This window comes from Burkholderia sp. GW821-FHT14F03 (genome assembly GCF_058803765.1).
In genome coordinates this window covers 77,158-95,157 of the sequence record NZ_JBXAPG010000003.1, presented here as the reverse complement: position 1 = coordinate 95,157, position 18,000 = coordinate 77,158, and the positions used below count along the sequence as shown (strand labels likewise).

At 69.4% G+C, this 18,000-nt stretch carries 18 protein-coding genes; 11 read left to right on the top strand and 7 right to left on the bottom strand.

Annotated features, from left to right (window positions below; all coding sequences use genetic code 11):
• Positions 1–9 precede the first annotated feature (9 nt).
• The 7 genes from iolB to AC1RQF_RS03085 form a co-directional block, all read right to left on the bottom strand.
• On the bottom strand, positions 10–807 hold the full coding sequence (iolB, locus tag AC1RQF_RS03115; protein ID WP_274003702.1) for a 5-deoxy-glucuronate isomerase: 798 nt from the start codon (positions 805–807) through the stop codon (positions 10–12).
• On the bottom strand, positions 804–1,718 hold the full coding sequence (gene iolE / locus AC1RQF_RS03110) for a myo-inosose-2 dehydratase (protein ID WP_492871297.1): 915 nt from the start codon (positions 1,716–1,718) through the stop codon (positions 804–806). Before iolE ends, iolB begins: the two co-directional genes overlap by 4 nt.
• Positions 1,715–3,706 carry a 3D-(3,5/4)-trihydroxycyclohexane-1,2-dione acylhydrolase (decyclizing) gene (gene iolD / locus AC1RQF_RS03105; protein WP_492871295.1) on the bottom strand — a complete coding sequence of 664 codons (1,992 nt, stop codon included), beginning with the start codon at positions 3,704–3,706 and terminating at the stop codon, positions 1,715–1,717. Before iolD ends, iolE begins: the two co-directional genes overlap by 4 nt.
• Before the next feature lie 11 nt (positions 3,707–3,717).
• Positions 3,718–5,697, bottom strand: coding sequence for a bifunctional 5-dehydro-2-deoxygluconokinase/5-dehydro-2-deoxyphosphogluconate aldolase (locus tag AC1RQF_RS03100; protein WP_274003700.1), 1,980 nt, complete (start codon positions 5,695–5,697; stop codon positions 3,718–3,720).
• Between the two features lie 13 nt (positions 5,698–5,710).
• Positions 5,711–6,511, bottom strand: coding sequence for an ATP-binding cassette domain-containing protein (locus tag AC1RQF_RS03095; RefSeq protein WP_274003699.1), 801 nt, complete (start codon positions 6,509–6,511; stop codon positions 5,711–5,713).
• 11 nt (positions 6,512–6,522) lie between these two features.
• Complete coding sequence (locus AC1RQF_RS03090) at positions 6,523–7,668, bottom strand: ABC transporter permease (protein ID WP_274003697.1); 1,146 nt, start codon at positions 7,666–7,668, stop codon at positions 6,523–6,525.
• A gap of 92 nt (positions 7,669–7,760) precedes the next feature.
• Positions 7,761–8,804: a sugar ABC transporter substrate-binding protein gene (locus AC1RQF_RS03085; RefSeq protein ID WP_274003695.1), complete on the bottom strand. Its 1,044-nt coding sequence runs from the start codon at positions 8,802–8,804 to the stop codon at positions 7,761–7,763.
• A 235-nt stretch (positions 8,805–9,039) separates the two neighbouring features.
• On the opposite strand from AC1RQF_RS03085, the gene AC1RQF_RS03080 reads away from it, so the two are divergent.
• From AC1RQF_RS03080 to AC1RQF_RS03030, 11 genes are all read left to right on the top strand, one after another.
• Positions 9,040–9,921 carry a MurR/RpiR family transcriptional regulator gene (locus tag AC1RQF_RS03080; protein ID WP_274003693.1) on the top strand — a complete coding sequence of 294 codons (882 nt, stop codon included), beginning with the start codon at positions 9,040–9,042 and terminating at the stop codon, positions 9,919–9,921.
• Positions 9,914–10,930 carry an inositol 2-dehydrogenase gene (gene iolG, locus AC1RQF_RS03075; protein ID WP_492871294.1) on the top strand — a complete coding sequence of 339 codons (1,017 nt, stop codon included), beginning with the start codon at positions 9,914–9,916 and terminating at the stop codon, positions 10,928–10,930. The genes AC1RQF_RS03080 and iolG overlap by 8 nt, the downstream gene beginning before the upstream one ends.
• Before the next feature lie 14 nt (positions 10,931–10,944).
• On the top strand, positions 10,945–11,982 hold the full coding sequence (locus AC1RQF_RS03070) for a Gfo/Idh/MocA family oxidoreductase (protein ID WP_492871293.1): 1,038 nt from the start codon (positions 10,945–10,947) through the stop codon (positions 11,980–11,982).
• A 97-nt stretch (positions 11,983–12,079) separates the two neighbouring features.
• Positions 12,080–12,307, top strand: coding sequence for a sulfurtransferase TusA family protein (locus AC1RQF_RS03065; protein ID WP_274003689.1), 228 nt, complete (start codon positions 12,080–12,082; stop codon positions 12,305–12,307).
• Between the two features lie 298 nt (positions 12,308–12,605).
• A complete protein-coding gene (locus AC1RQF_RS03060) occupies positions 12,606–13,130 on the top strand; it encodes a fimbrial protein (RefSeq protein ID WP_492871292.1) in 525 nt (174 codons plus the stop codon).
• 160 nt (positions 13,131–13,290) lie between these two features.
• Positions 13,291–13,779 (top strand): fimbrial biogenesis chaperone, encoded by a 489-nt coding sequence (locus AC1RQF_RS03055; RefSeq protein ID WP_492871291.1) that lies wholly within the window; start codon positions 13,291–13,293, stop codon positions 13,777–13,779.
• Positions 13,716–13,988 carry a fimbrial biogenesis chaperone gene (locus tag AC1RQF_RS03050; RefSeq protein ID WP_492871345.1) on the top strand — a complete coding sequence of 91 codons (273 nt, stop codon included), beginning with the start codon at positions 13,716–13,718 and terminating at the stop codon, positions 13,986–13,988. Before AC1RQF_RS03055 ends, AC1RQF_RS03050 begins: the two co-directional genes overlap by 64 nt.
• A 314-nt stretch (positions 13,989–14,302) precedes the next feature.
• Positions 14,303–15,004: a fimbrial protein gene (locus AC1RQF_RS03045; RefSeq protein ID WP_274003685.1), complete on the top strand. Its 702-nt coding sequence runs from the start codon at positions 14,303–14,305 to the stop codon at positions 15,002–15,004.
• A gap of 263 nt (positions 15,005–15,267) precedes the next feature.
• The gene (locus AC1RQF_RS03040) at positions 15,268–15,648 is read left to right on the top strand and encodes a hypothetical protein (protein WP_274003682.1); all 381 of its coding nucleotides are present in this window, start codon (positions 15,268–15,270) and stop codon (positions 15,646–15,648) included.
• A 288-nt stretch (positions 15,649–15,936) separates the two neighbouring features.
• Positions 15,937–16,641 (top strand): response regulator transcription factor, encoded by a 705-nt coding sequence (locus AC1RQF_RS03035; RefSeq protein WP_252986115.1) that lies wholly within the window; start codon positions 15,937–15,939, stop codon positions 16,639–16,641.
• 14 nt (positions 16,642–16,655) lie between these two features.
• The gene (locus AC1RQF_RS03030; RefSeq protein ID WP_492871290.1) at positions 16,656–17,999 is read left to right on the top strand and encodes a FecR domain-containing protein; all 1,344 of its coding nucleotides are present in this window, start codon (positions 16,656–16,658) and stop codon (positions 17,997–17,999) included.
• Position 18,000: the final 1 nt, after the last annotated feature.

Here is an 18,000-nt window from a genome sequence, read left to right as displayed (position 1 = left end):
CGCGCGCCGTCAGCGCGGCTCGATCATCCATTCGTGCGCGGGGTCGTTCTTGAAGTGCCAGACGCGCGTCGGGCCCGCCATCACGTTCAGGTAATAGGACTCGTAGCCGTACGGCACGACGACCGGGTGATAGCCGCGCGGCACCAGCACGACGTCGTGGTCGCAGGCGGCCATCGATTCGTCGAGGTCGCGCGCATCCGTGTACACGCGCTGGAACACGAAGCCCTGCGGCGGATGCACGCGGTGGTAATAGGTTTCCTCGAGCGCGCTTTCGGCGGGGATCGCATCGGTGTCGTGCTTGTGCGGCGGATAGCTCGACGAATGCCCGGACGGCGTGCGCACCTCGACCACGAGCAGCGCTTCCGCATCCTCGCCCTGCGGCAGGATATCGCACACGTAGCGGGTGTTCGCGCCGCTGCCGCGCACCGAGCGCTTCATCTGCGACGGCTTGATGAGGCGCGCCGGATAACGGCCGGTCGCGGGCGCGCTCGCGACGCCGAGTTCGGCGTCGCGCGTCGCGTGCACGGTCACGCGCCGCCCGGGCGGCAGGTACAGCGCGTAGGGCGCGACGCCGTCGAACACGCTGTCGCGCGAGCCGAGCGCGGTCCAGCGCGTGCCGTCGTCGGCCTCGATGTCGACGGAGCCCGTCAATACCACGATGCACATCTCGCGCGACGTCTCGTGCAGCGCGCGCGCCTCGCCGGCGGCGAGGCGGTAGGCGGCGAAGCCCACGTGCTTCCAGTGCGCGGATGCCGGCGTGACCTCCGCGATGGTCGCGCCGGCCGCGCCCTTGACGAGCAGGCTCATGACAGTACCTCCTCGATCGCGCGCGGCGCGTCGACCAGCGCGCGCAGGGTCTGGTAGCCGCGCTGCGCATAGGCGTAGCTCGGCGCGACGACGGGATCCTGCTCGGCCTCGACGACCAGCCAGCCGCGATAGCCGTGCTGCTTGAGCAGGCCGATCAGCGCGGGGAAGTCGATCGCGCCGTCGCCCGGCACCGTGAACGCGCCGTTGATCACCGCGTCGAGGAAGCTCCAGTTGCGATTGCGCGCGAGGCGGATCACGGCGGGGCGCACGTCCTTGCAGTGCACGTGGCAGACGCGCCCGATGTGCTTGCGCAGTTCGGTCGGCGCGTCGCCGCCCGCGAACGTGATGTGGCCCGCGTCGAACAGCAGCCCGACCGCGTCGCTCGTGGCGGCCATCAGGCGGTCGACGTCGGCGGGCGTCTCCACGTAGGCGCCCATGTGATGATGGTAGGCGAGCCGCACGCCGTGCGCGAGCGTATGGCGCGCGAAGGCGTCGAGCCGCGCCGCGTAGGCGTCCCACTGCGCGGCGCTGACGAAGCGCGGCCGCTGGTACAAGGGCCGCGGCGCGCCCTGGATCGAATTCGACACCTCGCCGTAGACCATCACGGTCGCGCCGTTCCGGGCGAGCAGTTCGAGGTGCGGCCCGACGGCGTCGATTTCCTCCTCGGCGCTGCGCTCGGCGAGCCGGCCGGAGTACCAGCCCGACACGAGCGCGAGATCGTACTGCGCGAGCAGCGCCTTGAGCGCCTGCGGTTCGCGCGGAAACTTGTTGCCGAGTTCGAAGCCCGCGTAGCCGATCTCGCGGCCTTCCGCGAGCGCGACGTCGAGCGGCGTCTCGCCGCCGAGCGACGGCAGGTCGTCGTTCATCCACGACAGCGGATTGATGCCGATGCGAAGGTCGAAAGCACTCATGTCGATGATTCCGGGGAAGACGGGGAAAGGGGCGCCGCCGCGCGCGCCGCGCACTGCGCGTCGTAGCGCGCGCGGGCCTCGCGCACCGCGGCGCGCGGCGAGACTTCGGGCACCGCGACCTCCCACCACCAGCCGCCGTCGGCGGTGGTGCGGGCGGGATCGGTGTCGATGCTGATCAGGCAGGTGCGGTCGGCCGCGCGTGCGCGGCGCAGCGCGGCGTCGAGCGCGCCGAGGTCGGCGACGTGCTCGGCCTGTGCGCCGAGCGCGCGCGCGTGCGCGGCGAAATCGATCGGCGGCGCGCCGAGCGGACCCTGCGCGCAATCGTCGAGCAGGTTGTTGAACGGCGCGCCGCCGCAGGCCTGCTGCAGCCGGTTGATGCAGCCGTAGCCGCGATTGTCGAGCACGACGATGATCAGCTTCGCGCCGAGCATCACCGAGGTCGCGATCTCGCTGTTCATCATCAGGTAGCTGCCATCGCCGACCGTGACGATCACCTCGCGATCGGGCCGCGCGAGCTTCACGCCCAGGCCGCCGGCGATCTCGTAGCCCATGCACGAATAGCCGTATTCGACGTGATAGCCGCCGGGCTCGGCCGCGCGCCACAGCTTGTGCAGCTCGGCGGGCAGCGTGCCGGCCGCGCACACGACGATGTCGCGCGCGGGCGAGTCGGCCGTCGAGCGCCGGATCGCGCCGATCACGTTGGCCTCGTAGGGCAGCGGCGCGCCGCCCGGCGTCGCGACATCCGACGCGGCGCCGCCCGACGCGCCCGTGAGCGCATCGACGCTCGCGCGCCATCGCGCGGCGTCCGCCTGCGCGCGCTCGGTCCAGGCGGGTTCGGCGCGCCAGCCGTCGAGCCGCGCGGACAGCGCGTCGAGCGCGCCGCGCGCATCGGCCTCGACGCTCGTCGCGCGGTATTTGAGCGCGTCGAACGGATGCGCGTTGATGCCGATCACGGCGGCGTGCGCGAACAGCGTGTTCGAACCGGTCGTGAAGTCCTGCAGCCGCGTGCCGACGGCGAGCACGCAGTCGGCCTCGCTCGCGAGCGCATTGGCGGCTGGGGAGCCGGTGACGCCGACCGCGCCCGCGTTGAGCGGGTGATCCCACGGCAGCACGCTCTTGCCCGCCTGGGTCTCGCCCACCGGCACGCCGTGACGCTCGGCGAACGCGCGCAGGGCCGCCGCGCCGCCCGCGCTGTACAGCGCGCCGCCGCCCGCGACGATGAACGGCCGGCGCGCGCCGCGCAGCCGCGCGAGGGCGGCGTCCAGCTCGGCGTCGATGGGGGCCGGGGCGTGGAAGGTCACGAGGCGCGGCGCGAACCAGGCGGCCGGATAGTCGTAGGCCATGGTCTGCACGTCCTGCGGCAGCGCAAGCGTGACGGGGCCGCACAGCGCGGCGTCGGTCAGCACGCGCAGCGCGCGCGGCAGCGCGGTGAGCAGCTGGGCCGGATGCACGATCCGGTCGAAATAGCGCGACACCGCCTTGAAGGCGTCGTTGGCCGACAGGCCGCCGTCGTGGAAGTCCTCGATCTGTTGCAGGACCGGGTCCGGCGCGCGCGACACGAACACGTCGCCGGGCAGCAGCAGCACCGGCAGGCGGTTCACGTGCGCGAGCGCGGCGGCGGTCACGAGGTTGGTCGCGCCGGGGCCGATCGAGGTGGTGACGGCCATCATGCGGCGGCGGAAGTGCGCCTTCGCATAGGCGATCGCGCTGTGCGCCATCGCCTGCTCGTTGTGCGCGCGATAGGTCGGCAGCGCGTCGCGGTGCTGGTACAGCGCCTCGCCGAGGCCGGCGACGTTGCCGTGCCCGAAGATCGCGAAGACGCCGCCGAACAGCGGCTCGGTGCGGCCGCTGCCGTCGTCGGCCGCGACCCGCTGGGCCGCGAGATAGCGCACCAGCGCCTGCGCCATGGTCAGCCGCAGCGTGCCGGGCGGCGCGTCGGCGCCCGGCGCGTCGGCGCCCGGCGCGGGGGACGGGATTCGGTCGTTCATGGTCCGTGCTCCTAGGCGACGCGCCGTTCGACGCCCCGGCCGCCCGCGCGGGCGGCGCGCCAGGCGCCAATCAGGGTCTCGAAGATGCCGCGCACGCCGGCGATCAGTGCGGCGTCGTCGATCTCGTTCGCGAGCCAGGCGCGGCTCGGCTCGTGGAAGATCGTGCGGCCGACCGTGAAGCCGCGGCAGGTCGCCGAGGCGGCGGCCGCGCGGAACCCGCCGATCATCTGCTCGACCGGCGCGGACAGGCCGAGCAGCACGACCCCGCGGCAATACGGATCGCGCTCGGCGATCAACTGGTCGACGGCCTGCCACTGCACGGCGTCGAGCGGGGCGAGCTTCCACCATTCGGGCTGGATGCCGAGGTTGTAGAGCCGCTTGAGCGCGCGGTAGACGGTGTCGGGCGCGTGCGGCAGGCCCGTGTGACGCGCCGGGATCACCTCGAGCAGCAGTTCGTGGCCGCTCGCCTGCACGGCGTCGTACAGCGCGCGCAGCTGGGTTTCCTGTTCGAGGCGCTGTTCGAGCGGCTCGTCCGGATGGTACTGGACGAGACACTTGACGATGTGCTCGGCCGGCCAGCTCGCGAGCGTCGTGCCGATCGAGCGGCCGTGGTCGAATTCGAGCGGCAGCGAACCGGGCAGCTCGACCGGCCGGCCGATCCACCAGCCGCGGCCGGTCGCGGCGTTGAGCGCATCCTGGCCGTAGCGGTCGTCGATCAGCACGCCGATCCGGCCTTGCAGGCCGAGTTGCGCCTCGGTCTGCGCGACGGCCTCGACGAACAGCCGCTTGAGCGCGTCGATGCGCGCGAGGGGCGCGCCCGTCTGCTGCGCGAGTTCGAAGAACTGGTTGCGGTGATCGAATGCGAAGCCGAGCACTTCGTCGCGCGGCGTGCGCGCGGGCGTCACGCGGTGCAGCCGCGCGAGCGCGTGGTCGAGGTCCGGGCGGCGCATGCGCGCGGGGTCGCGGGCCGCCTCGGCGACGAAGTAGTCGAGTTCGGCCGGCGTCGGCATCGCGGGCGAGCAGCCGTGGCGCGACACCACCAGCGCGCCGCAGGCATTCGCCGCGCGCGCGGCGATCTCGGGCGGGTCGCCGCGCAGCCAGTGCGACAGGAAGCCGGCCGCGAACGCGTCGCCGGCGCCGAGCACGTTCATCACCTCGACCTCGACGCCGCCGATCAGCGGCAGCGCGTCGAGGCTCGCGGGCACCGCGCCGTCGACGATCGAGCAGCCGAGCGGGCCGCGCTTGACGACGAGCAGCGCGGGCGTGACCGCGCGCACCATCGCGAGCGCGTCGGGCAGCGCGTCCTTGCCGCCCGCGATGCGGAATTCCTCCTCGGTGCCGATCACGATGTCGAACAACGGCAGGATCCGCTGCAGGTGCGCGGTCACGTCCTCGTTGGCGATGAAGCGGGTCTCGCCGTCGGCCTTGCCGGTCAGCCCCCACAGCACCGGGCGGTAGTCGATGTCGAGCACGGTGCGCACCTGGTGGCGGCGCGCGTAGTCGAGCGCGCGGCGGCTCGCGCGGTTCACCTGGCCGGTCGAGAAATGCGTGCCGGTGATCAGCAGCGCCTTCGACGACGCGATGAAGTCCTCGTCGATGTCGGCTTCGTCGAGCGCCATGTCCGCGCAGTTCTCGCGGTGGAACACGAGCGGGAAGGTGTCGCGGTCCTTGATGCCGAGCAGCACGAGCGCGGTCAGGCGCTCCGGATCGACGTGGAGATGACGGGTGTCGCAGCCTTCGTGTTCGAGCGCGTCGCGCAGGAAGCGGCCGAAGTGATCGTGGCCGACGCGCGCGAGCATCGCCGATTTCAGGCCGAGCCGCGCGCAGCCGAACGCGATGTTGCCGGACGAGCCGCCGAGGTAGCGGGCGAAGCTCGTCGCGTCCTCGAGCCGCGCGCCGATCTGCTGCGCGTACAGGTCGACCGCGACCCGGCCGACGCAGATCACGTCGAGCGGCCGGTCGGGCGCGAAGGAAAGGGCAGAGCGTGTCATGGGGAGTCCTGTATCAGATCGTGGCGCCGTCGAGTTCGCCGATCATCTTCTGCATCTCGGCGCCGCCCGCCATCATGTCGAGCACCTCGTCCTTGCTGATGGTGTCCTTCGTGTAGGTGCCGAGCGAGCGGCCGCGGTTGAGCAGCGTGAACGAATCGCCGATCGGATAGGCGTGGTGCACGTTGTGGGTGATGAAGATCACCGAGATGCCTTTCGCGCGCGCGGTGTGGATCAGCCGCAGCACGTTGAAGCTCTGCTTGACGCCGAGCGCGGCGGTTGGCTCGTCGAGGATCAGCACGCGCGCGCCGAAGTGGATCGCGCGCGCGATCGCGAGGCACTGCCGCTCGCCGCCCGACATCGTGCCGATCGGCTGGTGCGGATCGCGCACGTGGATGCCCATTTCGGCGAGCTTCTCGCGCGCGGTCTCGGCGCAGGTGTCGAGATCCATCACGCTCAGGCAGCCGAACAGCTTCTTCTGCGGTTCGCGGCCCATGAAGAAGTTGCGCGCGACCGACAGCAGCGGCACGAGCGCGAGATCCTGGTAGACGGTGGCGATGCCGAGGTCGAGCGCGTCCTTCGGCGATTCGAAGCGCACCGGCTGGCCGTCGACCAGATACTGGCCGTCCGAGGGCGTGTGCACGCCGGCCAGCGTCTTGATCAGCGTCGACTTGCCGGCGCCGTTGTCGCCGAGCAGGCAGTGCACTTCGCCGCGCTTGAGCCGCAGCGTGACGCCGGACAGCGCGATCACCTTGCCGAAGTACTTGCTGACGTTTTCGAGGGCGAGGATCGTCTCGCCGGATTGCGGAGTGGACATGGGCGGCTCCGTTACGACTGCGACACGCGGCGGCGCACGTAGTGGTTGAACAGCACGGCGATCAGCAGCATCACGCCGAGGAACACCCGGAACCAGTCCGAGCTGATGTTGGTGTAGGTGATGCCGATCTGCACGACGCCGAAGATCAGCGCGCCGAACGCCGCGCCGATCACCGAGCCGTAGCCGCCCGTGAGCAGGGTGCCGCCGATCACCGCGGCGATGATCGCCTCGAATTCCTTCTGCAGGCCGCGGTCGGCCGCGGCGGAGCCGATGTCGGCCACCTGCAGCACGGCGAACAGGCAGGCGCAGAACGCGGTCAGCACGAACAGCGAGATCTTCACGCGGCGCACCGGCACGCCGACGTTCTTCGCGGCATTGGCGTCGCCGCCGACCGCGAGGATCCAGTTGCCGTAGCGCGTCTTGGCGAGCACGAACGCGCCGAGCGCGGTGATCGCGAGCCACCACAGGATCACCTTCGGCACGCCGGGCACGAGCGGTTCGCCGGTGTCGAGCAGCTGGCCGATGCCCGCGTGCGCGAGCCAGCGGAACAGGTCGTGGAACGCGACGCCCTGGAACAGGAAGTGGATGACGGGGTCCGCGTGCGCGTAGTCGCCGAGCCCGGAGATGATGGTGCGGTCGGCGAACAGGATCGACAGCGCGAGCGTGAGGCCGCGCAGGATGAACAGGAAGGCGAGCGTGACGATGAACGAGGGCAGCCGCGTGCGCATCACCAGGTAGCCGTTCAGCGCGCCGAGCGCCATCGAGCCCGCGAACGCGAACAGCACCGCGGCCCAGAGCGGCCAGTGGAAATAGGCGGTCGGGATCGCCACCATCATGCCGGCGAAGCCGATCATCGAGCCGATCGACAGGTCGAATTCGCCCGCGACCATCAGGAGGCACGCGCCGACCGCGAGGATGCCGAGATACGCGGCCACCTGCGACCAGTTCATGATGCCGTCGAGATTGAACATGCCCGAGCCGCCCGCGCCGATCGCGAACACCGCGAACACGAGCGCGGCGCCGGAAATCGCGGCGAATTCGGGGCGGTTGAGGAAGCGCTGGAACCACGCTTCGCCGCGCACCCGCTCGTCGGCGCGCGCCTCGGGCGGGGAAGGCTCGCGCGCATGCGCGGGCAGCGGTTTGCCGGCTACACCCATGATGTCTCCTTGAAGCCCGGCCGGGGCGGGGTGCTCCGGCTGGTTAAGTGCGCGGCGCCCGGCGCCGCGCGGACTACGAAAACGCGCGCCGTTCAGCGGTACTGGCCCGCGTACTTGAGCACCTTGTCGAGATTCGCCTTGGTGATGAAACCCGGGCCCGAACGGATGTTCTTCGGGCCGTAGGACGGCTGCAGCCCGTAGGTGGCGAGGCGCGCCTGGAACTTCGGATTCGCCTCGAGGATCTGGCGGATCTTGACCGGGTCGGTGGTCTTGTCCTTGCGGACGATCGCGAGCACCGCGACCGGGATATAGCCCTGCAGGTACGGCTGCTGGTCGATCGCGAACTGGATCGTGCCGGCCTGGATCGCCTTCGCGATATCGTCGGAGAAATCGAAGGTGGCGAAATACACCTTGCCGGCCAGCCCCATCTGCTGGAGCGCCTTGAGCGTGGCGGCGGCGGGCACGGGGCCGAGCGTCAGCACCGCCTGGGTGCCCGGGTTGCGGCGCAGATAGGCGCTGACCTTCGACTGGATCTCGGTCGGATCCTGGCCGGAATCGATCGTCGAGGTCTTGTAGTCGGCGCCGATCGCATCGGCGAAGCCGCGGCAGCGGTCGAACGACACGGTGTTGGTCGCGAGGTGGTTCACGCACACGAACGACTTCACGCCGGCCGCCTTCGCCTTCTCGCCCGCCGCATGGCCCGCGACGTATTCCGGCTGGCCGACGTGCATCAGCGCGCCGAGCTGCGCGCTCTGCTCCTCGGTGCCCGAGTTGATGGTGACGAGCGGGATCTTCTTCGCGGTGACCTTGCCGATCGAGTTCTTTAGGACATCGAAATCGGCGATCGTCGTGATCACGCCGTCGTAGTCGCGCGCGGCCGACTGCTCGACGAGGCGCGCCATGTCCGCGATGTCGCCGTTGGGCGGGTTGCGGTAGTCGGTCGTGACGTTGAAGTCCTGGTCGGCCTGCTTGATCGCGTTCTTGATCGTGTTCCACCACGAGTCGGAGTCGGGTGCATGGCTGATCAGCACGAAGCGGGCGTCGGCGGCGTGCGCGGCCGGCGCCGCGACGCCCGCGGCAACCGCGAACGCGACGGCGAGTGCCCGCACGGCGGCCTTGCCTGAGCAAAGTTTCATGTCTCCACCTATCTCTATCTGTCGTTTTGGGTCGGGCGCGGCGGCATCGTTCCCGCCGTGCTCACGAGCAAGAATAGGCGAACTGCCCAAGCCTTGCAAAGGAAATTTCAATAAAAATAATTTTGGAAAATCTGTTCCATTTCGATCGAGGCGTGCCTATACTCGGCACACATCCAGAACCAGCCGGTTCGGTCGCGCGGCGTGTGCGCGCGGCGGGGCCGGCGCTCCCGACATCATGGAAGAGACCTCCCAGCCCGATCTTTCGGGCCTCGACGAACTGCTGCAGCGCATCACCGATGCGTACGACACGCTGCCGCGTCAGTTGAAAAGCATTGCGTCCTATATCGACGAGCATCGCGCGAGCGTGATGATGGATCGCACGAGCGACATCGCGACGCGCTGCGGCGTGCATCCGTCCGCGGTGGTGCGGTTCGCGCAGCGTTTCGGCTTCTCGGGCTTCTCCGATCTGCAGGCGGTTTTCAAGGAGGCCTACACGGGCCAGAACCCGAGCGCGCAGAGCTACCAGCAGCGCATCCGCACGCTGATCGACGGCGAGCACGGCACGCTCACGGGCGGCATGGTCGCGCGCCAGTTCATCGACGCCGCGCGCGCGGGGCTCGACGAGCTGGCGGCGGGCCTCGACGACGCGCAGTTCGATGCGGCCGTCACGATGCTCGAACAGGCCGACAACATCTACGTGATCGGCGTGCGCCGCTCGTTCCCGGTGGCGAACTACATCGTGTATGCGCTGCAGCACACGGCCAAGCGCGTGCATCTGGTGTCCGGGCTCGGCGGCATGTATCGCGAGCAGATCCGCAGCGTGAGGAAGGGCGACGTGGTGATCGCGATCAGCTTCGCGCCGTACGGCAAGGAAACCCAGTATTGCCTGCGCGCCGCGCGCGAGCATCACGCGCAGACGCTCGTGATCACCGACAGCCGGCTGTCGCCGCTCGTGCGCGACGCCGGCGCCCATCTGCTCGTGAAGGAGGGGAGCGCGTTCGCGTTCCGTTCGCTGACCAGCACGATCTGCCTGTGCCAGGCGCTGTTCATCGCGCTCGCGTACCGGCTCGAATTGAACGTGGAAGAAGTCAAGGACACTGGAGGATACGATGACTGAAGCAGTTCCGACGCTCGACGTCGCGGTATTCGGCGCGGGCCGGATCGGCCGCATCCATGCGGCCAACCTCGCGCGCCAGCCGCGCGTGCGGCTTCGCTACGTGGTCGACGTGAACCGCGCGGCGGCCGAGGCGCTCGCCGCGCAGCACGGCGCGCAGGCCGCCGATCTCGACGGTGCGCTCGGCGATGCGTCGATCGGCGCGGCGATCGTGTGTTCGAGCACCGACACCCATGCGGACCTGATCACGCGCGCCGCGCAGGCGGGCAAGCACGTGTTCTGCGAGAAGCCGGTCGACCTCACGGTCGAGCGCGCGCGCGCCTGCGAGACGGCGGTCGAACGCGCCGGCGTGGTCTGCATGATCGGTTTCCAGCGCCGTTTCGACCCGACCTTCGAGGCGCTGAAGGCGCGCCTCGACGCGGGCGAGATCGGCGCGCCGGAGATGCTGGTCGTGACGAGCCGCGATCCGGGCGCGCCGCCCGTCGACTACATCCGGCATTCGGGCGGGATCTTCAAGGACATGCTGATCCACGACTTCGACATCTTCCGCTGGATCCTCGACGACGAGGCCGAGACGCTGCACGCGACCGGCAGCTGCCTGTCCGATCCGGCGATCGCGGAGGCGGGCGACATCGATTCGACGGCGGTCACGATCCGCACCCGGCGCGGCCGGCTGTGCCAGATCAACACCGCGCGGCGCGCCGCGTACGGCTACGACCAGCGCTTCGAGGTGCTGGGCAGCGCGGGCATGCTGCAGGCGGGCAACCTGCGGCCGACCGAGGTCACCGCGTACTCGGCGCAGGCGGTGTCGAGCGATCTGCCCGAGGCGTTCTTCCTCGAACGCTACCGCGACGCCTACGCGCGCGAGATCGCGCATTTCCTCGCGGCGGTCACGCGCGGCGAGGCGGTGCGCACGAGCATCGCGGACGGCGTGAAGGCGCTCGAACTGGCCGAGGCCGCGACCCGCTCGTGGCGCGAAGGCCGCGCGCTGCGTCTCGACGAACTGGCCTGAAGGAGGGCGCATCCATGACTGATCATTCCTCGCTTGCGCCGGTGCGGATCGGCATCGCGGGCCTCGGCCGGCTCGGCCGCCGCCATGCGGAAAACCTCGCGCGCCGCGTGCCGGGCGCGCGGCTCGACGCGGCGTGCAGCCCGCTCGACGACGAACGCGCATGGGCGCGCGACGCGCTCGGCGTGCCGCGCCTCTACGCCGACTACGACGCGCTCGTCGCGGACCCCGACCTCGACGCGCTGTGGCTCGTCACGCCGTCCGCGCTGCATGCGGGGCAGATCGTCGCCGCGCTGCGCGCGGGCAAGCACGTGTTCTGCGAAAAGCCGTTGTCGCTCGATCTCGACGAATGCGAGCGGGTGTGCGCGGAAGCCGCGGCGCGCCCGCACCTGCGCGCGATGATCGGTTTCATGCGCCGCTTCGATCCGAGCTATCGCGACGCGCAGGCGCGGATCGGCGCGGGCGGCATCGGCCGGCCGTTCCTGGTGCGCTCGCAAACCTGCGACCGCAACGATCCCGAGGGTTTCTTCGTGCGCTTCGCGCCGACCTCGGGTGGAATTTTTCTCGACTGCACGGTGCACGACATCGACGTGGCGCGCTGGCTGCTCGGCGGGCCGCGCGCGACGCGGGTGTTCGCGGCGGGCACGATCGCGCTGCACGAAGGGCTGCGCGCGAGCGGCGACGTCGACAACGGCGTCGCGATCTGCGAATTCGAGGGCGGCGGGCTCGCGATGTTCTACGCGTCGCGCACGATGGCGCACGGCAACGACACCCATTCCGAGGTGATCGGCACGGCCGGCGCGCTGACCATCGGCCGCGACCCGCGCGCGAACCGCGTCGAGGTCTACGATGCCGAGGGGATCCGCCACGCGTGCACGCCGACCTTCTTCGAGCGCTTCGAGGAGGCGTTCCTGGCGGAGGCGCAGGCGTTCGTCGACGCGGTGCGCACGGGCGAGGACTCGGGCGGCGCGACGCTCGCCGATGCGCTCGAGGCGACCCGCATCGGCCACGCGCTGCGCGAGGCGCTGCACGGCGGCCGCGCGGTTGCGCTGTAGCCCGGGTGCGTAGCCCGGGGCGCGCGGCCGCGCGCTGCGGTAAAATCCGGCCTTCCTCCCGCGCCGTGCCGGCGCGTCATTCGAAGGTCGAAAGCCGATGCAAGTTCATAAGGAAGTGGATGCGCGCGGGCTCAACTGCCCGCTGCCGATCCTGCGTGCGAAGAAAGCGCTGGCCGACATGGAAAGCGGCCAGATTCTGAAGGTGCTCGCCACCGACCCGGGATCGCAGCGCGATTTCGCGGCGTTCGCGAAGCAGACCGGCAACGAGATTGTCGAGACGTCGACGCAGGACAAGACCTACGTGTTCCTGATGCGCCGCCGCTGATCGGGCAACTGCGTCAATCCACCACTGGTGTTTTCTGAATGCCGCCCGGGGTAAGCCCGGGCGGCATTTTATTTGGGTTTCCGAAACGGCTCGCTGCCGTTCGCCATTATGGCTCCGACATTATTTTCCGGGAATGTCGTTTAACTGAGTTTGATGATTGATTGGGCAAAATTTAATAATAGGTAACAGAAGGCTTACGGTCATATCTCGATAATGACCCGGTCGCGACGGACGGGGATGTTGATTTTTCGTCGCGTCCGACCATTGCTCCAACACCAATCAATCGCAGAGGTATTACATGAGGCAGATGCGCACGGGGATCCTGGCCGTGGCGGCGCCCGCCGCCTTCGCGGCGGACGGCACGATCACGATCAATGGCCAGGTGACGGCCCAGACCTGCACGATCAGCGGCAACGGCGGCGGCAAGGACTTCACGGTCACGCTGCCGACAGTTTCGGCATCCGCGCTGACGACGCCGGGTGCCACGGCCGGCCGCACGCCGTTCAACGTCGCGCTGTCCAAGTGCACGCCGAATTCGGGCAACGTGGCGGTTTACTTCGAGCCGGGCGCGACCGTCGACGCCTCGACGGGCCGTCTCGTCAACACGGCGAGCAGCGGCGCGGGCAACGTGCAGGTCGGCCTCCTGAACAGCGACAACAGCGAAATCCGCCTGGGCGGCGCGCTGGCGACCCAGAACTCGAAGCCGGTGGCGCTGACGGGCGGCGCGGTGACGCTCGGCTACTTCGCGCAGTACGTGGCGACGGGCCAGGCGACGGCGGGCAGCGTGACGACCTCGACGCTGTACTCGATCGTCTACCAATAAGCCGCGCGGCACGCATCGCGCGCAGCGGCCGGCGGGCATCGCGCCCGCCGGCCGGATACGGGGAAGCGGGCGCCACAGCCCGCATCATGATTCGGAATTCGAAATGTCTATCCGTCGGACCTGGCGCGCCGCGTTCGCGGCGTGAGCCATCGCGGCCGCCGTGTCGGCCGCGCACGCTTCCGTCGTGCTGAACGGCACGCGGGTGATCTATCAGGCCAAGGAGCGTGAAGTCACGCTCAAGCTCAACAACGAAGGCGATGCGCCGGCGCTCGTGCAGACCTGGGGCGACGACGGCAACGCGAACGCGCAGCCCGACGACGCGAAGGCGCCGTTCACGCTGACGCCGCCGCTGTTCCGCCTCGACCCGAAGAAAGTCCAGACGCTGCGGATCATCTATACGCAGGAGCCGTTGCCCCAGGACCGCGAGTCGGTGTTCTGGCTCAACGTGCTCGAGGTGCCGCCCGTCGCATCGACGGCGGCCGACGCGCCGAACTCGCTGCAGCTCGCGTTCCGCTCGCGGATCAAGCTGTTCTTCCGTCCGGCGGGCCTGCCGGGCGACGCGAACGACGCCGCCGCGCAGGTCGGCTGGAAGTTCGTGCGCCGGGCGGCTGCGCGCTGGCCGCGACCAACCCGACGCCGTACCACGTGACCTTCAGCGCGGTCGCGGTGCGCATGGGCGGCGCGACCCGGCGCGACGACCGCGGCGCGATGGTCGCGCCGCACGCGACGGTCGAGTTCGACCTGGGCGCGCTCGACGCGGTCGGCGCCGAGGTGCCGGCCGAAGTGGACTACACGACGATCAACGACTACGGCGCGGGTGTCGCGGGAACGTTCCGTGCGCGGCCGCAGCGGCCCTGACGGGCGCAGGCCACGCGAGGCACCGCGCGAGGAGACGCGGGCCGTCACACGAACGGGGTGCCGCTTCCCAGCGGGAGGCGGCGGTCGGCAACACGTCGCCTAGACGTAATTAGCAAAACGATGCGAACGAGAGACCAGCATTTGCGATCGCGCGCCGAGCGACGGCCCGCGGTCCGGCGCAGCCATGCCGTGATCCTGGGCGTGCTGGCGTCCCAGCTGAGCGCGAGCGCGCTCGCGGGTGAAGGCAACGCGGGCGAGGTCCTTACTGTCCGATCCACAAGCGCGCGACCGTCAACGGAATGCCGGTGCCGGGGATGCCGGACACTTATCAGACGAATGTGCCGGGCGTCGGCGTGCGCTTTTTCACGACGACGGACTGGAACGGCACGTGGGAGCGCGCGCCGTCGTCGACCGCCTACTATCCGCCGTCGTCCTGGTACGCATCGACCGCGTGGTACACGTCGGCGGCGCTGGTCGTGACGGGGCCGGTGGGCAGCGGCCGCCTGACGTCGCTGCCGAGCATGACGGTCGAATTCACGGGCAGCTGCTTCCGTTCGGTGACGCGGATCCAGACCATCGCGCCCGGCACGGTGATCACGCCGGCCACCTGCATGGTGACCACGCCGTCGGTCTCGGTCACGCTGCCGAACGTGAAGGCCAGCGATTTCAGCGGCGTCGGCGCGACGCGGGGCGACACCGGGCTGCGCATCGGTCTCAGCTGCCGCGGGGGCGTGGGCGCGGATGTCCACATGACGCTCACCGATGCGACCGATCCCGGCAATGCCACGAACCGGCTGACGCCGGTGCCGGGCTCGACGGCGCGCGGCGTGCAACTGCGCGTGCTGTACAACGGCATGCCGGTGAATTACGGACCGGACTCCGCGATGGCGGGCAACCTGAACCAGTGGCGGGTAGGGCCGTCGTCGAGCGTCACGAGCGTGCCGCTGACCGCGCAGTACATCGCGACCGGCACGGTCCTGCCGGGCATTGTGAAGGGGGGGCAACGTTTACGATGAGTTATCAGTAAATCAAGAAAAGGGCGGCCATTCGCGGAAAGTAAATGATTGCAATTGCGCGAGGCGACAGGAATGTTCGGCAAATGTCGAAAAGAAAAGACCGCAATATCTAACAATTCTTAAACCACGGGACGTACCGCGCTGCTTATACTCCCTGCCTGATGATCCATCGTTGCGACCACCCTGGTGGGCGCGGCGGTCAATCGGGTCACCGTACGGGGGACATGCCCAGCGCGTGTCGTTGCTGCAAACTGGGAGATGTCATGCTCTTCAGATCGGGGACGATTCGAATACCGTTCGAAGGAGGCGGCAAGGCACGGGAACGCGCGCAGTCGGTGCACCGTGTCGAGCTGGATCCCGAGCACGACCGCCATGCGCGGGCCGCGCTCGAGGCCTATGCGGATTCGAGCGGGCGCGAAATGCCGTGGCTCGCCGAGTGGTTGCGCGAGGCGATGGGTGATCCGCAGCCGGATCTCACGCGCTGCGCGGCCACGGTCGAACGCGTGTTCGATCTGGCCCATGCGTGGGCCGCCGGCCAGCCCGACTACGCCCGCGCCGCGTGGGAGCACGTGCGCACGCAGCTCCATCATGCGCTGCAACGCCAGCCGCAGATCGCCGAACAGGATCCGGTCAGCCTGGACTGACCGCGCCGCGCGCCCTTGCGCCATTCCCGCCCCGCCTGCCGCGCGCGTCCAATCTGTATTATTTCTGGACAGTTTTCACGCACTATGGTGAAAATGCCGGTTACCCGCGCCCATTTTTTGAGATATGACGTAATCCAAATAAAATGCGTTTTTTCGACGACGCAGACGGGCAGTATGGCGCAGACCAGCAGATAATAGCGGGTTACGAGTCGGGAAACGTGCCGCGGCATGCTGGGGTGCAGCGCGGCGGGCCAGGAACGACGTGTCGATTTCGCTTTGCGGGGTGATATGAGAATTGCTGTATTGGATGACGATCAGGCCCAGACGGATTTTGTCAGTCAGACGCTGACGGCCGCGGGACACACATGCTATGCCTTCAAGGAAGGCAAGGCCCTGAAGAAGCGCCTGCAGCGCGAGACGTTCGATCTGCTGGTGCTCGACTGGAACGTGCCCGACATGTCCGGCGAGGAAGTGCTCAAGTGGGTCCGGGCGAACCAGGTCGAACACCGGCTGCCGATCATCTTCATGACGAGCCGCGACGACGAGGCGGGCATCACGCAGATCCTCAACGCGGGCGCCGACGACTACGTGGTCAAGCCCGTGTCGGGTCCGATCCTGCGCGCGCGGATCGGCTCGCTGCTGCGGCGCGCCTATCCGGCCAACGCGGAAGCGACGGTGCGCGAGTTCGACACCTACAAGTTCGACGTGAACCTGAAGCAGGCCTACGTCGGCGACAAGCCGGTGAGCCTCACGCAGAAGGAATTCGAGCTGGCGCTGCTGCTGTTCCAGCATCTCGACCGGCCGCTGTCGCGCGCGCACATCCTCGATCTCGTCTGGAAGCAGGCGACCGATATTCCGTCGCGCACGATGGATACGCATATCTCGATGCTGCGCACGAAACTGGGCCTGCGTCCCGAGAACGGCTACCGGCTCGCGCCGATCTATGGCTACGGGTATCGGCTGGAACGGGTGACGCAAGGGGAGACGGAGTGAGCACGAGCAGGAGCATGACCACGCGGGTGCTGGCCGCCTGCGTCGCCGTCGGCGCGGCGCTGGCGCTGCAGGTCGCCGACGCGCAGCAGACGCCGTCGCGTCAGACTGTCAAAACGGTCCAGTACACGACCCGCCAGGGCGACACGCTGTACGACGTCGCGGATCGCTATCTGCAGGGCCCGGACGATTGGGCGCTGATCGCGCAGCTGAACGACGTGCCCGCGCCGAAGCAGCTGCAGCCCGGCATCGTGCTGAACCTGCCGGCGGGGCGGCTGCGCAAGGAGCGCCTGTCGGCGCGCGTGGTCGCGGCGCAGGGGCCGGTCGAGCGCGCCGCGAGCGGCACCGTCGGCTTCGTGCCGGTGGCGGTCGACTCGACCCTCAGCGAGGGCGATCGCGTGCGCACCGGGAGCGGCGGCTTCGTCACGCTCGAGCTGGCGGACGGCACGCACCTGAGCCTGCCGCCCGACAGCCAGATCGATTTCGCGACGCTGCGCCGCACGGTGCTGACCGGCACGCTGGAGCGCGTGATCGACCTGCAGCGCGGCTCGGTCGACAGCGACGTCACCCACCTGAAGAAGAGGGATGACCGCTTCCAGATCCGGTCTCCGTCGGTGGTGGCGGGGGTGCGCGGTACGCGCTTCCGGGTCAACTACGATACCGACGGCAAGGCCTCGACGATGGTCGAAGTGCTGGACGGCGCGGTCGGCGTCGCGCCGAGCGCGCAGCCCGCGCGCGATGCGGCGCTCGTGCATGCGAACTATGGCAACGTGACGCGCGCGGACGGCCAGGTCGGCGGCCCGATCGCGCTGCTCGAAGCACCGCGGCTCGTCGATCCGGGCAAGGTGCAGGATGAGCCGAAGGTCGGCTTCACGCTCGCGCCGCTCGAGGGCGCGCGCGCCTACCGTGTGCAGATCGCGCGCGACGCGGGGCTGCTCGACCTGTTCAAGGAAGTGCGGGCCGACGCGCCGCGCGCCGAATTCGCGGACGTGCCGGACGGCACCTATTTCGCGCGCGTGTCGGCGGTCGACGTGAACGGCCTCGAGGGCCTGCCGCGCACCTACGCGTTCGAGCGCCGCCGGTTCGGCCTCGCGACGGCGGCCGGGCCCGGCGCGGGCGGCTACGAGTTCCGCTGGTCGACCCACAGCTCGGCGGACCCCACGCGCTTCCGCTTCGTGCTGTCGGCGTCGAAGGATCTCGGCAACCCGATCGTCGATCAGGTCGATGTCGAAGGCGGGCGCGTCGTGGTCGCGAACCTGCCGCCCGGCGATTATTACTGGACGGTGATCGCGGAGCAGTTCAGCGGCGGCCGTTTCTACGAAAAGGCCAGTCCGGTCAACGCGTTCACGCTCGCGCGTTGAC

Bases quoted from the DNA above. Each gene is read 5' to 3' on its own strand.
- AC1RQF_RS03035 (WP_252986115.1), top strand. From the start codon at position 15,937: ATGAGAATTGCTGTATTGGATGACGATCAGGCCCAGACGGATTTTGTC.
- AC1RQF_RS03030 (WP_492871290.1), top strand. From the start codon at position 16,656: ATGACCACGCGGGTGCTGGCCGCCTGCGTCGCCGTCGGCGCGGCGCTG.
- AC1RQF_RS03095 (WP_274003699.1), bottom strand. From the start codon at position 6,511: ATGTCCACTCCGCAATCCGGCGAGACGATCCTCGCCCTCGAAAACGTC.
- AC1RQF_RS03090 (WP_274003697.1), bottom strand. From the start codon at position 7,668: ATGGGTGTAGCCGGCAAACCGCTGCCCGCGCATGCGCGCGAGCCTTCC.
- AC1RQF_RS03040 (WP_274003682.1), top strand. From the start codon at position 15,268: ATGCTCTTCAGATCGGGGACGATTCGAATACCGTTCGAAGGAGGCGGC.
- iolB (WP_274003702.1), bottom strand. From the start codon at position 807: ATGAGCCTGCTCGTCAAGGGCGCGGCCGGCGCGACCATCGCGGAGGTC.
- iolD (WP_492871295.1), bottom strand. From the start codon at position 3,706: ATGAACGACCGAATCCCGTCCCCCGCGCCGGGCGCCGACGCGCCGGGC.
- AC1RQF_RS03060 (WP_492871292.1), top strand. From the start codon at position 12,606: ATGAGGCAGATGCGCACGGGGATCCTGGCCGTGGCGGCGCCCGCCGCC.
- AC1RQF_RS03080 (WP_274003693.1), top strand. From the start codon at position 9,040: ATGGAAGAGACCTCCCAGCCCGATCTTTCGGGCCTCGACGAACTGCTG.
- iolE (WP_492871297.1), bottom strand. From the start codon at position 1,718: ATGAGTGCTTTCGACCTTCGCATCGGCATCAATCCGCTGTCGTGGATG.
- iolG (WP_492871294.1), top strand. From the start codon at position 9,914: ATGACTGAAGCAGTTCCGACGCTCGACGTCGCGGTATTCGGCGCGGGC.
- AC1RQF_RS03070 (WP_492871293.1), top strand. From the start codon at position 10,945: ATGACTGATCATTCCTCGCTTGCGCCGGTGCGGATCGGCATCGCGGGC.
- AC1RQF_RS03045 (WP_274003685.1), top strand. From the start codon at position 14,303: ATGCCGGACACTTATCAGACGAATGTGCCGGGCGTCGGCGTGCGCTTT.
- AC1RQF_RS03065 (WP_274003689.1), top strand. From the start codon at position 12,080: ATGCAAGTTCATAAGGAAGTGGATGCGCGCGGGCTCAACTGCCCGCTG.
- AC1RQF_RS03085 (WP_274003695.1), bottom strand. From the start codon at position 8,804: ATGAAACTTTGCTCAGGCAAGGCCGCCGTGCGGGCACTCGCCGTCGCG.
- AC1RQF_RS03100 (WP_274003700.1), bottom strand. From the start codon at position 5,697: ATGACACGCTCTGCCCTTTCCTTCGCGCCCGACCGGCCGCTCGACGTG.